Origin of the sequence: Ramlibacter aquaticus (assembly GCF_015159745.1) — a bacterium.
Taxonomy (GTDB): Bacteria; Pseudomonadota; Gammaproteobacteria; order Burkholderiales; family Burkholderiaceae_C; genus Ramlibacter; species Ramlibacter aquaticus.
This window is the reverse complement of record NZ_JADDOJ010000048.1, coordinates 17,853-30,359: the sequence shown is the minus strand read 5'-3', so window position 1 is coordinate 30,359 and position 12,507 is coordinate 17,853. Positions and strand designations below refer to the sequence as shown.

The window sequence follows — 12,507 nt, the reverse complement described above, 5'->3', positions numbered from 1 at the left end:
GCGTCAAGGCGCACGATGGGTTTCAGGCTCCCTCTCGCCCCACTGGGGCGAGAGGGCGGGGGGAGAGTGGGGGAGCCGCCGGCAGGGCATCGGCCGCCCGCAGGGCAAGCATCACCGCAGGGCAGGGGTCGCCGCCTGCAAAGCATCGAGGGTGCACAGGCCAGCCCCAGCCGCCCGCAGGGCGAAAAACCTCAGGCCGCCCCGATGTTCGGCACCAAGGCCCCCGCCGGCCGGCCGTCCTTGATCGCCGCCGTGAACGCCAGCATCCGGTCGATCGGCAAGCGGGCCCGCTCCCCCAGCGCCGGGTCGACGAAGATCTCGTTGGCCCCGGTCTCCAGCACCCGGGCGACGTCGGCCAGCCCGTTCATCGCCATCCACGGGCAGTGCGCGCAGCTCTTGCACGTGGCACTGTTGCCGGCCGTGGGCGCCTCGTAGAACATCTTGCCGGGGTTCAGCGTGCGCAGCTTGTGCATCATGCCGTTGTCGGTGGCGACGATGAACTCCGTCGCATCCATCTCCCGCGCGGCCTTCAGGATGCCCGAGGTGGAACCCACCGCGTCGGCCAGGGCGACCACGTCGGCCGGCGACTCGGGGTGCACCAGCACCTTGGCCGCCGGGTGCTCGCGCTTGAGCGCCTCCAGCTCGAAGGCCTTGAACTCGTCGTGCACGATGCACGAGCCGTTCCAGAACACCATGTCGGCGCCGGTTTCGCGCTGGATGTAGCTGCCCAGGTGGCGGTCGGGCGCCCACAGGATCTTGTGGCCCTTCTCGTGCAGCGCGCGCACGATCTCGATCGCGCAGCTCGAGGTGACCAGCCAGTCCGCCCTCGCCTTCACCGCCGCGCTGGTGTTGGCATACACCACCACCGTGCGGTCCGGGTGCGCGTCGCAGAAGGCCGAGAACTCGTCGGCCGGACAGCCCAGATCCAGCGAACAGGTCGCGTCCAGGTCGGGCATGAGCACGCGCTTGTGCGGCGAGAGGATCTTGGAGGTCTCGCCCATGAAGCGCACGCCCGAGACCACCAGGGTCTGGGCCGGATGGTCACGGCCGAAGCGCGCCATCTCCAGCGAGTCGCTGACGAGGCCGCCCGTCTCCTCCGCCAGGTCCTGCAGGTCGGGGTGCACGTAGTAGTGCGACACCATCACCGCATTGCGCGCCTTGAGCAGGTCGCGGATGCGCGCTTTCAGGGCCGCGCGCTCGGCGGGCGCGGGCTCGGGCGGCACCCGGGCCCAGGCATGGCGGGTCTCGCAGGCACTGCCTTCGACGGGGTGGTCGAATTCGACGTCCTTGACGACGGGGATCACGGCGCTCATGCAGCCTCCAGGCAGGTCATCGCGGCGCGGCTCATGCGCCCGCCGCCTCGGAAAAACGCATCGAGAAATCGATGGCCTTCACGTCCTTGGTGAGGCCGCCGATGGAGATACGGTCCACGCCGGTTTCCGCCAGGGTGCGCAAACCCTCCAGGGTCACGCCGCCGGAGATCTCCAGCACGGCCCGGCCGGCGTTGATGCGCACCGCCTCGTTCAGCGTGGGCAGGTCCATGTTGTCCAGCAGCACCATGGTCGCGCCGGCGGCCAGCGCCTCGTGCAGCTGCGCCAGCGTCTCGACCTCGATCTGGACGAAGCTCGCGCGCGGCGCGGCCTGGGCCGCGGCACGCAGCGCTGCCGTCACGCCACCGGCCGCTGCGATGTGGTTCTCCTTGATCAGCACCGCGTCGAAGAGGCCGATGCGATGGTTGACGCCGCCGCCCGTGCGTACCGCGTACTTCTGCGCCATGCGCAGGCCCGGCAGGGTCTTGCGCGTGTCCACGATGGCCGCGCGCGTGCCCTTGACGGCCTCGACGTAGCTTGCGGTCTTGGTCGCCACCGCGCTGAGCAGCTGCAGGAAGTTGAGCACCGTGCGCTCGGCCGTGAGCAGGCCGCGCGCCGGGCCTTCCAGCACCAGCACCACCTGGTCGCGGGCGCAGCGCTCGCCCTCGCCCACCTGCCAGCGCGAGGTGGTGCCGGGCGCGGCCTGGGCCAGCGCGGCCTCGACCCAGGGACGGCCACAGATGACGGCGGGCTCGCGCGCCAGGATGCGGGCCGTGGCCCGTGCGTCGGCCGGGATCAGCCCGGCGGTGAGGTCACCGGCGCCCACGTCCTCGGCGAAGGCGCGTGCCGCATCCTCGCGGGCCAGCGCCGCGAGCCGCTCTGCAGAGAAAAAATCGTCCATGCGGCAAGCATAGCCGCAGCGGCAACCCCGGGTCGGCGTCGCGGGCTAGTCACGCGGGCCGCCCGCCCGCGCGGCTCAGTCGGCCGCGAAGCAGTAGAACAGCCCGCCGCCGCCCACGCGGGCGAGCTCGGGCAGGCTGCAGCCCGGCGTGCCGTGCGAGGCGTTCCAGGAGACGTTGGCGACGGGGTCGGGGTTGATGCCGGTGCGGTTGAGGTGGCCGACGAAGGCCGAGCCGGTGCTGGCGCTGGTCCAGCCCTGGCAGGTGGCGTCGGGCACGCCGGTCTTCAGCAGGCCCTGCGGGTCGGAGCCGGTCATGATGTCGTGCCAGTTCGGCACCTGCGGCCGCATGGGCACCCTGGCCCCCAGCTGGGTGAGGCCGGTCTCGGCATTGATGTTGTTGGCCGCCCCGTGCAGTTCCTCGAGGTTGCGCGCCACCACCACGCCGTCGGCGTTGGTCCAGGGGCCCTTGCCGATGCGGTCGCGCGCGTTCACGGCCGGGCTGCCCGCGGTGGCCGGTGCGCTCAGGTAGGCGCGCCAGGTGTGCCGGCCTGCGCCCACGGCATCGGCCAGGCCCTTGCACCACGCGTCCGCGCCGGCCAGCCCGCCCAGGTCGCCGCCCTTGCCGGGGTTCACGCTGGTCACGAAGAAGGTCATGGCACTGCGGTCGGGCGTGGCGCCGGCCGCCGCGGCAGGGGCCTGCGGCGTGCCGGTGGTGCAGGCGCCCAGCAGGGCAGCCAGGGACAGGGCGGCGGGAACCAGGAACAGGGGGCGCATGAAAATGTCTCCTTTTGTTTGCCAAACGTGGCGCGAGAGCGCAGTGTCCGCCAAATCCGGGCGGCGCGCAGTGCCCGCGGCGTACAGCCGGACGGCCCCGCGCTCTGGCACAGTGCGGCCCATGGAAGCGCCTGCCGAAGAACCCCGCCGCGAGGCGGTCGACGCCCTGCCCGGGACCACCCTGCTGGAATTCGGCACCGGCTGGTGCGGCTGGTGCCGCGGCGCCCAGCCGCTGATCCGCGAGGCGCTGGCCGCGCACCCGGGCGTGCGCCACCTCAAGGTCGAGGACGGCCCCGGCCGTCCGCTGGGCCGCTCCTACCGGGTCAAGCTCTGGCCCACCCTGGTGGTGCTGCGGGACGGGCAGGAGGTGGCGCGGCTGGTGCGGCCGCAGGCGGTGCAGGCGATCGAAGAAGCGCTGGCGCAGGCCGGCGCCTGAGCACTCCGGGCCGCAGGCTCAGCCTTCGGCCCGGGCCTCGCGGGCCATCAGCTCGGCCACCACCTCGCGCGGCGCCAGCCGCCCATCGAGCAGGTCGACCACCGCCCGGGCGATGGGCATGTCCACCCCCAGGCCGGCGGCGCGCTCGACCACGGTGCGGGCACAGTAGACGCCCTCGGCCACGTGGCCCAGCGACTCCAGCGCCTCGCCCGGGCTGCGGCCCTGGGCCAGCAGCAGGCCCACGCGCCGGTTGCGGCTGAGGTCGCCGGTGGCGGTGAGCACCAGGTCGCCCAGGCCGGACAGGCCCATGAAGGTGTCGGCCCGCGCGCCCAGCGCCATGCCGAAGCGCGACATTTCGGCCAGGCCGCGGGTGATGAGGGCGGCGCGGGCGTTCAGCCCCAGGGAGAGGCCATCGCACAGCCCGGTGGCGATGGCCAGCACGTTCTTCACCGCGCCGCCCACTTCCACGCCGGCGACGTCGTCATTCGCATAGACCCGCAGGTGGCCGCCATGGACGGCCGCGACCAGGGCCTCGCGCACCCGCGCATGGGCGCTGGCCGCCACCAGGGCGGTGGGCTGTCCGCGCGCCACCTCCTGGGCGAAGCTGGGGCCGCTGAGCACGCCGGCGGCGAGCCGCGGCGCCACCTCGGCCAGGATCTCGTGGCCCAGCAGGCCGGGCTGCCCGGCGCGCGAGGGCTCCACGCCCTTGGACAGCCAGGCCACGGCGCCGGGCGCCTCGCGCAGGGCCTGCAGCATCTCGCGCAGGCCGGCCAGCGGCGTGGCGACGATGCACAGGTCCTGAGTGGCGGCCAGCCGGGCCAGCGCCTGCGGGCCCTGCGCCAGGGCCAGGGCGGCCGGCAGGGCATGGCCCGGCAGGTAGCGGGCGTTCTCGCCCGCCGCGGCCAGGGCGGCCTGCTGCGCTTCGTCGCGCGACCAGAGCGTGGTGTCGCAGCGGCCCGCCAGCGCGATCGCCAGCGCCGTGCCCCAGGCGCCCGCACCGAGGATCGCGACCTTCATCGCGCCCCGGCCTCAGGCGTTGGTGATGATCTGCTGGCCCTGCTGGGCCGCCTGCTGCTGCTCGTACATGGCCTGGAAGTTGATCTCGGCCAGGTGCACCGGCGGGAAGCCGGCGCGGGTGACGATGTCGGCGACGTTGCCGCGCAGGTAGGGGTACACGATCTGCGGGCAGGCGATGCCCATGATGGGGCCCATCTGTTCCGCCGGGATGTTGCGGATCTCGAAGATGCCGGCCTGCTTGGCCTCGACCAAAAACACGGTCTTGTCCTTGATCTTGGTGGTCACGGTCGCGGTGACGCAGACCTCGAACACGCCGTCCGCCGCCTGGCCGGCTTCGACGCCGAGCTGGATGTCGATGGAGGGCTGCTCCTGCTCGAGCAGGATGGCGGGCGAGTTCGGCTGCTCCAGGGACGCCTCCTTGAGGTAGACGCGCTGGATCTGGAACACGGGTTCTTGCTGGTCGGCCATGGTGGTCTCGGGTTCAAAAAAACGAAGGCCCGCCGGTCAAGCCGGGCGGGCCGATCGGTGGAGTCGCGGGGGATTATCCCTGAAGCAGGGGCACCAACCCGCCCCGCGCGTCCAGCGCGACCAGGTCGTCACAACCGCCCACATGGGTGTCGCCGATGAAGATCTGGGGCACCGTGCGGCGGCCCGTGGTTTCCATCATGCGGACGCGCTCGGCGGGGTCCATGTCCACGCGCACCTCGTCGATCTGCTCCACGCCCTTGGCCTTCAGGATCTGCTTGGCCCGCACGCAATAAGGGCAGACGGCGGTGGTGTACATCTTCACGGGTCGCATCGCAATGGCTCTCTCTCGATCTCTCGGGCGGTGGGGTTTCAGGCTTTCTCGATGGGCAGGTTAGCCTCTTTCCAGGCTTTCAGCCCGCCGGCCAGGGCTTGGGCCTTCTCATAACCCAGTTTTTGGGCCGTGGCGACCGCCCGCTGGGCCCGCGCCCCGCTGGCGCACACCAGGATCACGGGCAGGGCCTTGTTCTTGACGACCTCGGGCAGGCGCTGCTCCAGCTGGGCCAGCGGCACGTTGCGGGCGCCGCCCACATGGCCCTGCGCGTACTCGGCGGGCTCGCACACGTCGACCACCACGGCCTTCTCGCGGTTGATCATCTGCACGGCCATGGCGGTGCTCAGGCCGCTGGCGGTGGCGCCGGCGATGACGGGCCACAGCAGCAGCCCCCCGGAGACGAGGGCGACGGAGATCAGCATCCAGTTGTCGAGCAGGAATTTCACTTGGGGGGTCCTTGGGGCCGGGGAAAGGTCAACCGGGGATTCTAGAATGCCGGGTTTCCCCCTGCCCCCTGCCATGTACAAACTCGTGCTGATCCGCCACGGCGAATCGACCTGGAACCTGGAAAACCGCTTCACCGGCTGGACCGACGTGCCGCTCACCGAGACCGGCATCGCCCAGGCCAAGGCCTCCGGCCGGCTGCTGCGCGAGGGCGGCTGGGACTTCGACCTCTGCTACACCAGCGTGCTCAAGCGGGCGACCCACACCCTGTGGCACGTGCTGGACGAGATGGACCGCACCTGGCTGCCGGTGGTGCATTCCTGGCGCCTGAACGAGCGCCACTACGGCGGCCTGCAGGGCCTGAACAAGGCCGAGACGGCCAAGAAGTACGGCGACGACCAGGTCCTGGTCTGGCGCCGCAGCTACGACGTGCCGCCCCCGCCCCTGGAGCCGGGCGACCCGCGTTCCGAGCGCGGCGACCTGCGCTACGCCCGGCTCAGCCCCGAGCAGTTCCCCGCCACCGAGTGCCTCAAGGACACCGTGGCCCGGGTGCTGCCCTTCTGGAACGAGTCCATGGCCCCGGCCATCCGGGCCGGCAAGCGGGTGCTGGTGGCGGCCCACGGCAACTCGATCCGCGCCCTGATCAAGTACCTGGACGGTGTCTCCGACCAGGACATCGTGGGCCTGAACATCCCGAACGGCATCCCGCTGGTGTACGAGCTCGACGCCGACCTCAAGCCGGTGCGCCACTACTACCTGGGCGACGCCGAGGCGGCGGCCCGGGCCGCCGCCGCCGTGGCCGGACAGGGCAAGGCCTGAGCGGCAGGCCGCAGCGCCTGCCGGCCGCCCCAACCGGGAAATTTCCTCGGCCACCTGCGCAACCGGCGGGAACCCCCCGGTAACGATTGCGTCATATCGTCTTCGCAGGTGTATATTTCCCCGAAGGACTCGAGCTTCTCCCCATGAGCCACAAATTGAAGATTGCCGGCTGGATTTCCGCAGGCGCGTTGGCCGGCGCGCTCACGACGGTGTCGCTGCAGACCGTCGCCCGTGGCTCGCTCGCGCCCCTGCCGCTGGATGAGCTCCAGCAGCTCGCCGCCGTGTTCGGCATGGTCAAGACCGACTATGTCGAGCCGGTGGACGAGAAGAAGCTGATCGAGGACGCGATCGCGGGCATGGTGTCCAGCCTGGACCCGCACTCGCAGTACATGGACAAAAAGACCTTCAAGGAATTCCGCGAAGGCACTTCGGGCCGCTTCGTCGGCGTGGGCATCGAGATCTCCCAGGAAGACGGGCTGGTCAAGATCGTCTCCCCGATCGAGGGCTCGCCGGCCTTCCGCGCCGGCCTCAAGCCGAACGACCTGATCACCAAGATCGACGAGGTGGCCGTCAAGGGCCTGACGCTGAGCGAGGCCGTCAAGCGCATGCGCGGCGACCCCGGCTCCAAGGTCCTGCTGACCATCTTCCGCAAGGACGAGAACCGCTCCTTCCCGGTCACGATCACGCGCGAGGAGATCCGCACCCAGTCCGTGAAGGGCAAGGTGACGGAGCCGGGCTACGGCTGGATCCGCATCTCGCAGTTCCAGGAACGCACCGTCGACGACTTCGCCAAGAAGATCGAGGAGATGTACAAGCAGGAGCCCAACATGAAGGGCCTGGTGCTGGACCTGCGCAACGACCCGGGCGGCCTGCTGGACGCCGCGGTGGCCGTGTCCTCCGCCTTCCTGCCCGAGAACGCCGTGGTGGTGTCCACCAACGGCCAGCTGGCCGAAAGCAAGATGGTGCTCAAGGCCGCGCCCGAGTACTACCAGCGCCGCGCCGGCGCCGACCCGCTGCGCCACCTGCCCGCCGCGCTCAAGACCGTGCCGCTGGTCGTGCTGGTGAACGAAGGCTCGGCCTCGGCCAGTGAGATCGTGGCCGGCGCCCTGCAGGACCATCACCGCGGCACCATCCTGGGCAGCCAGACTTTCGGCAAGGGCTCGGTGCAGACCGTGCGGCCCATCGGCGACGCCGGCATCAAGCTGACCACCGCCCGCTACTACACGCCCAGCGGCCGCTCCATCCAGGCCAAGGGCATCGTGCCCGACGTGATGGTGGACGAGACGCCCGAGGGCAACCTGTTCGCCGCCCTGCGCACCCGCGAGGCCGACCTGGACAAGCACCTGTCCAGCGGCCAGGGCCCCGAGTCCCAGGACCCGGCCTTCCTGAAGGCGCGCGAGGAAGCGATCAAGAAGGCCGAGGAGGCCGCCCGCAAGGCCCCGGTGGACCGCAAGATCCCCGAGTACGGCTCCGACAAGGACTTCCAGCTGGTGCAGGCCCTGAACCAGCTCAAGGGCCGCCCGGTGCTGGTGAGCAAGACGCAGGTCGTCGAGGACAAGAACGAGAAGAAGGAACAGTGAGGACGGCGGCGTGCGCCGCCGCTTCCGCAGCCCTCCCCCAGGCCGGCCTTCGCCGGCCTTGTGCTTTCTGGCCCCGCTTCTGCCCGACAATCCCGCCATGACCGACGAGCAGCTGCTTCGCTATTCCCGCCACATCCTGCTGGACGAGCTGGGCGTGGAGGCCCAGGAGCGCCTGCTGGCGGGCCGGGCCATGGTGGTGGGCGCCGGCGGCCTGGGCTCGCCCGTCGCCCTGTTCCTGGGCGGGGCGGGCGTGGGCGAGATCACGCTGGTGGACCCGGACGTGGTGGACCTGACCAACCTGCAGCGCCAGCTGGCCCACGACATGGCCCGCATCGGCCGGCCCAAGGTCGACTCCGCGCGCGAGGCCATCGCGGCGCTGAACCCGGGGCCCCGGGTGCGCACCCTGCAGGCCCGCGCGGACGCCGCCCTGCTGGACGAACTGCTGCCCGGCTGCGACGTGGTGCTGGACTGCTGCGACAACTTCGAGACCCGGCAGGCGATCAACGCCGCCTGCGTGCGCCACGGCAAGCCGCTGGTCTCGGGCGCGGCCATCCGCTTCGACGGGCAGCTCGCGGTGTACGACACGCGGGATGCGGCTTCGCCCTGCTACGCCTGCGTCTTCCCGCCCGACCAGGCCTTCGAGGAGACGCGTTGCGCCACCCTGGGCGTGTTCGCGCCCCTGGTGGGCATCATCGGCTCCATGCAGGCGGCCGAGGCGCTCAAGCTGCTGGCCGGCGTGGGCGAGGTCGCGCGCGGCCGCCTGCTGATGCTGGACGCGCGCGCCATGGAGTGGACGGCCCTGCGCACGCCGCGCGACCCCGGCTGCAGCGTCTGCGGCGGGCGGCACTGAGCGGTCGGCACTCAGCGGCTGGCGACCGGGGGCGTGCGGCCCGGCGCACGCGCGGCCGCGGGCCGGCAGCGCGCCGTCACCCCCGGTTCCACATGCCGCCCGCGGGCTCCGCCGACGGCGCCGGCTCCACAGGCTTGGCGGGGTCGGCCGGACTGGCGGTGCCGCCACGCGCCGACGAACCGTGGGGCTGGTCCGTTCCACCAGGCTGATGCTGCGCCGACGGGCGCGCCGGCGCGGCCCGCCTGGCCCCTGCCGCCGGGCCCGCGCCCAGGGCCGTGCCGTGCCGCTTCTGCTGCAGATGCTCCATGGCCTCGATGCGGGCGGTGGCCTCGGGCGAGGCGGCTTCGCGCAGCACGGCCCCGCAGTTCGCGTCGTGGCCGCGTCCCGGGCCGGTCTCCACCGTGGCGGCCAGGGCCAGCAAGGGGTTGACCGCCCCCAGCGCCAGCGCGAGGCCGGCCTTGGCGGCCAGCGGGCCCGCCTCCACGCCCGGGTGCGGCGCGGCGAAGGTGCCGGTGAGCTTGAGCGGCGTGCGGAAGGCGAGCAGGCTCATGTCCTTGGGGTAGGCCCGCATCACCAGGTCCAGCGATTCCTTCCCCAGGTCGATGCTGCCGTCGCCGTAGACGATGGTGTCCGTGGTGTCCAGCATGAGGGCGCGGCTCTTCATCAGCCCGTGCGTGACGTCGAAGGACGCGGCGGCGCAGCGCAGCGGGATCTGGCGGTCGCCCGTGGCCAGGAACTTGAGGATCTCGCCGCCGTCCAGGCCGGCGATCTCCATCACCAGGTTGCTGATGCGCCCCGAGCCCATCACGAAGCCGACCTTGCCGTTGCTGCTGCCCAGCATCTGGGCCACGGAGTTGCCACGCCCCTGCAGGTCGATGTCGCCCTGCAGCGCGCCCAGGCTCTCCTTGGTCAGCTTCACGCCCGGGAACAGGCGCGCGAGCTGCAGCGAACGCGCGTCCAGCGCCAGGCGCACGGAGGCCGGGTCGTGCTCCCCGTCGATGCGCACGCGGCCGCCGATGGTGCCGCCGGCCACGCCCACCTCCAGCGGGTCGAGCTGCAGCACGCCGCCGCGCAGCACCACGTGCGTGCTCATGCGGTCCAGCGGCAGCGCGCGCACGTGGCTGATGCGCTGCGCGACGTAGCGCACGTCGGCGTCCATGGCCTTCAGGCGCGCGAGATCGATGGGGCGGTCGGGCATCACCTTGCGGTTCGGATCGCGCGCGGCGCGCGTCCTCGCGCTCGCCTTGCCCTTGCCCTTGCCCTCGGCCTTGGCGCTGTCGCCTGCGCCTGCACCCGCGCTGCGCGGCTGCTCGGGCAGGCCCACCAGCGGGGCCAGGTCGTCGAAGTCCAGCGACCTGGAGGCCAGCGTGCCGTGCAGCAGCGGCACCTTGCCGCTGCGGTCGAAATCCAGGTCGCCCCCGATGTCGGAGACGCCGAGCCGGCCCTGGACGTGGCGCGCCTGCCAGACCTCGCCCGCCTTGCGCACCTCCCCGCTGACGGCAAAACGCGGCGTCTCCGGCAGCACCACGCCCAGCAGGTGGTACAGGTCGGCCAGGTTGCGGCCCTGCAGGTCGAATCGCAGGCTGGCGCCCTCCAGCGTGGACAGGCTGGCGATCTGCCCCTGCGCCGTCAGGCGGGTCTGCCCGGCGGTGGCCTGCAGCTGCACCGGGAAGGGCGGCATGGGCGTGTCCTGCTGCTGGCGCTCCAGAGACAGCACGCTGGCCGTGCGGCCCTGCGCGTCGAAGCGCGCGGCCTCCCAGCGGCCCTGGGCCTGGAAGGCCAGCGGCAGCGGGCCCGTGCCGGCCAGCGCGAAATCCACCTGGATGTCGGCGGCGTGCGCAGGCACCAGGAAGTGCGCCCTGCCCTGGTCGACCTCCAGCGTGCCGATGGCGGGCACGTTGTGCGGGTTGCCGGTGTCCTTGCCGCCGAAGGCCCAGGTGCGGCGGCCGTCCGGCAGCATCTCCAGGCCCAGTTGCGGCTTCACCAGCGCGATGCGCGGCAGCTCGATGCGACGGTGCAGCAGGGGCAGCAGCCGAACGTCCACCTCGGCCGCGTCGGCCGTCACCAGCTGCGGGTCCTTCGCCCAGTCCGGGTTGGCGAAGCGCACGCCGTCCATGATGACCCGTGTCACGCGCCCCAGCTTCACGTCCAGCCGGCGCGTGACCTCGAAGTGGCGGCCGGTCTTTTCGCTGACGTAGCGGTTCACCGGCCCGCGCAGCACATCCCACGGGAACAGCCAGAGCACCAGGGCCAGCAGCAGCACCAGCAGGGCCAGGCCGGCGAGGAGGCGCGAAACGAGTTTCATGGCATCCCAGTGTGGGCAGCCGGGGCGCGGCCCAACGGTCGGCGGCCCGCCCCAGGGCCTGTCGCCGGGCCCGTGGCCCAACCGTAGGACTCTTCCTACGCGGCCGGGCAGGCGGCACTGGCAGAATGGCCCGGACCGGACGGAGGCACGGGCGAGGACCGCACGCCGACTCGCCCAACAGGCAAGGCGCCGTGGAACTGAGAACCTACATCGTCGAAGACAACGCCACCATCCGCGAGAACCTGATCGGCACCCTCGAGGAGCTGGCGTCCATACGGGCGCTCGGCTGGGCCGACAACGAGGCCGACGCCAGGCGCTGGCTGGCCGCGCACGCGGACGACTGGGACCTGGCGATCATCGACCTGTTCCTGCGCGGGGGCAGCGGGCTGGGCGTGCTGGAATCGGTGCGCACCCGCCAGCGCGGCCAGCGCGTGGTCGTCCTGAGCAACTACGCAACCACGGACATGCGCAAGCGCTGCGCCGAGCTCGGCGCCGACGCGGTGTTCGACAAATCCAATGAAATCGATGCACTCATCGACTACTGCGTGGAACGCAGCGCGGCCGACGGCCTCAGTCGATGAGCTTGTTCTTCAAGGCGTAATACGTGAGGTCACTGTTGGACGTCAGGCTCATCTTCTCCATGAGGCGTGTGCGGTACGTGCTCACCGTCTTCACGCTGAGCGAGAGCGCCTTGGCGATGTCGCCCGCGGTCTCGCCCTTGGCGAGCTTCAGGAAGACCTGGAACTCGCGCTCGGAGAGCTGCTCGTGAGGCGCGCCGCCCTCCTTGCGATTGAGCTGCTGCGCCAGCAGTTCGGCCACCGCCGGCGAGATGTAGCGGCGGCCCAGCGCGATGGTGCGGATCGCATTCACGATCTCCATCGGCTCGCACTCCTTGTTCAGGTAGCCGCTCGCGCCCTGGCGGATCAGGTTCATCGCATAGTGTTCCTCAGGGTAGCCCGAGAGAATCAGGATGCCGACGTCCGGCGCTTTCGCGCGGATCATGCCCAGCGCGTCGATGCCGCTCTGCCCAGGCATGGACAGGTCCATCACCAGCACGTCCATCTCGGTGGTCCGCACCAGGTCGATGGCCTCACGGCCACTGGCCGCTTCACCCACCACCCGCAGGTCCACCTGCTCGGAAAAGAATTGCTTCAATCCCGAACGCACGATCGCGTGGTCATCCACGATGCCGACTTTGATCATCTGACTGCTCTCCCACTGTGGCCAGGCCCACCATCGCGGCCCGCCGGTGCGGACACGCGAGTTCATTCT

Annotated in this window: 14 protein-coding genes; 5 read left to right on the top strand and 9 right to left on the bottom strand. The window is 71.4% G+C overall.

The window, feature by feature from the left end; translation table 11 throughout:
• Positions 1-191: 191 nt before the first annotated feature.
• The 3 genes from nadA to IM725_RS12525 all read right to left on the bottom strand — a co-directional run bounded on the left by nadA (position 192) and on the right by IM725_RS12525 (position 2,991).
• Positions 192-1,313, bottom strand: a complete 1,122-nt coding sequence (gene nadA / locus IM725_RS12535) for a quinolinate synthase NadA (RefSeq protein WP_193780936.1) — start codon at positions 1,311-1,313, stop codon at positions 192-194.
• Between the two features lie 31 nt (positions 1,314-1,344).
• On the bottom strand, positions 1,345-2,211 hold the full coding sequence (gene nadC / locus IM725_RS12530) for a carboxylating nicotinate-nucleotide diphosphorylase (protein ID WP_193780935.1): 867 nt from the start codon (positions 2,209-2,211) through the stop codon (positions 1,345-1,347).
• A gap of 75 nt (positions 2,212-2,286) precedes the next feature.
• Positions 2,287-2,991, bottom strand: coding sequence for a hypothetical protein (locus IM725_RS12525; protein ID WP_407692523.1), 705 nt, complete (start codon positions 2,989-2,991; stop codon positions 2,287-2,289).
• A gap of 115 nt (positions 2,992-3,106) precedes the next feature.
• On the opposite strand from IM725_RS12525, the gene IM725_RS12520 reads away from it, so the two are divergent.
• Positions 3,107-3,421, top strand: coding sequence for a thioredoxin family protein (locus IM725_RS12520; protein WP_193780933.1), 315 nt, complete (start codon positions 3,107-3,109; stop codon positions 3,419-3,421).
• Between the two features lie 18 nt (positions 3,422-3,439).
• Here the strand turns inward: IM725_RS12520 and IM725_RS12515 are convergent, their stop codons facing one another.
• The 4 genes from IM725_RS12515 to IM725_RS12500 all read right to left on the bottom strand — a co-directional run bounded on the left by IM725_RS12515 (position 3,440) and on the right by IM725_RS12500 (position 5,683).
• Positions 3,440-4,438: an NAD(P)H-dependent glycerol-3-phosphate dehydrogenase gene (locus tag IM725_RS12515; protein WP_193780932.1), complete on the bottom strand. Its 999-nt coding sequence runs from the start codon at positions 4,436-4,438 to the stop codon at positions 3,440-3,442.
• 12 nt (positions 4,439-4,450) lie between these two features.
• Complete coding sequence (gene secB, locus IM725_RS12510; RefSeq protein WP_193780931.1) at positions 4,451-4,906, bottom strand: protein-export chaperone SecB; 456 nt, start codon at positions 4,904-4,906, stop codon at positions 4,451-4,453.
• A 73-nt stretch (positions 4,907-4,979) separates the two neighbouring features.
• Positions 4,980-5,237: a glutaredoxin 3 gene (gene grxC, locus IM725_RS12505; RefSeq protein ID WP_193780930.1), complete on the bottom strand. Its 258-nt coding sequence runs from the start codon at positions 5,235-5,237 to the stop codon at positions 4,980-4,982.
• 38 nt (positions 5,238-5,275) lie between these two features.
• Positions 5,276-5,683, bottom strand: a complete 408-nt coding sequence (locus IM725_RS12500) for a rhodanese-like domain-containing protein (protein ID WP_193780929.1) — start codon at positions 5,681-5,683, stop codon at positions 5,276-5,278.
• Between the two features lie 73 nt (positions 5,684-5,756).
• Between IM725_RS12500 and gpmA the strand changes: the two genes are divergently transcribed.
• The 3 genes from gpmA to IM725_RS12485 all read left to right on the top strand — a co-directional run bounded on the left by gpmA (position 5,757) and on the right by IM725_RS12485 (position 8,930).
• Entirely contained in the window at positions 5,757-6,500 is a 744-nt protein-coding gene (gpmA, locus tag IM725_RS12495) for a 2,3-diphosphoglycerate-dependent phosphoglycerate mutase (protein WP_193780928.1), read from the top strand.
• A 143-nt stretch (positions 6,501-6,643) separates the two neighbouring features.
• Entirely contained in the window at positions 6,644-8,080 is a 1,437-nt protein-coding gene (locus tag IM725_RS12490; protein WP_193780927.1) for a S41 family peptidase, read from the top strand.
• Positions 8,081-8,177: 97 nt separating this feature from the next.
• Positions 8,178-8,930 (top strand): HesA/MoeB/ThiF family protein, encoded by a 753-nt coding sequence (locus tag IM725_RS12485; RefSeq protein WP_193780926.1) that lies wholly within the window; start codon positions 8,178-8,180, stop codon positions 8,928-8,930.
• A 76-nt stretch (positions 8,931-9,006) separates the two neighbouring features.
• On the opposite strand, the gene IM725_RS12480 is transcribed toward IM725_RS12485, so the two are convergent.
• Entirely contained in the window at positions 9,007-11,235 is a 2,229-nt protein-coding gene (locus IM725_RS12480) for an AsmA family protein (RefSeq protein ID WP_193780925.1), read from the bottom strand.
• A 191-nt stretch (positions 11,236-11,426) separates the two neighbouring features.
• Between IM725_RS12480 and IM725_RS12475 the strand changes: the two genes are divergently transcribed.
• Positions 11,427-11,816 carry a response regulator gene (locus IM725_RS12475; protein ID WP_193780924.1) on the top strand — a complete coding sequence of 130 codons (390 nt, stop codon included), beginning with the start codon at positions 11,427-11,429 and terminating at the stop codon, positions 11,814-11,816.
• Here IM725_RS12475 and IM725_RS12470 read toward each other — a convergent pair.
• Positions 11,806-12,438: a response regulator gene (locus IM725_RS12470; protein ID WP_193780923.1), complete on the bottom strand. Its 633-nt coding sequence runs from the start codon at positions 12,436-12,438 to the stop codon at positions 11,806-11,808. The genes IM725_RS12475 and IM725_RS12470 overlap by 11 nt on opposite strands.
• Between the last annotated feature and the right edge of the window lie 69 nt (positions 12,439-12,507).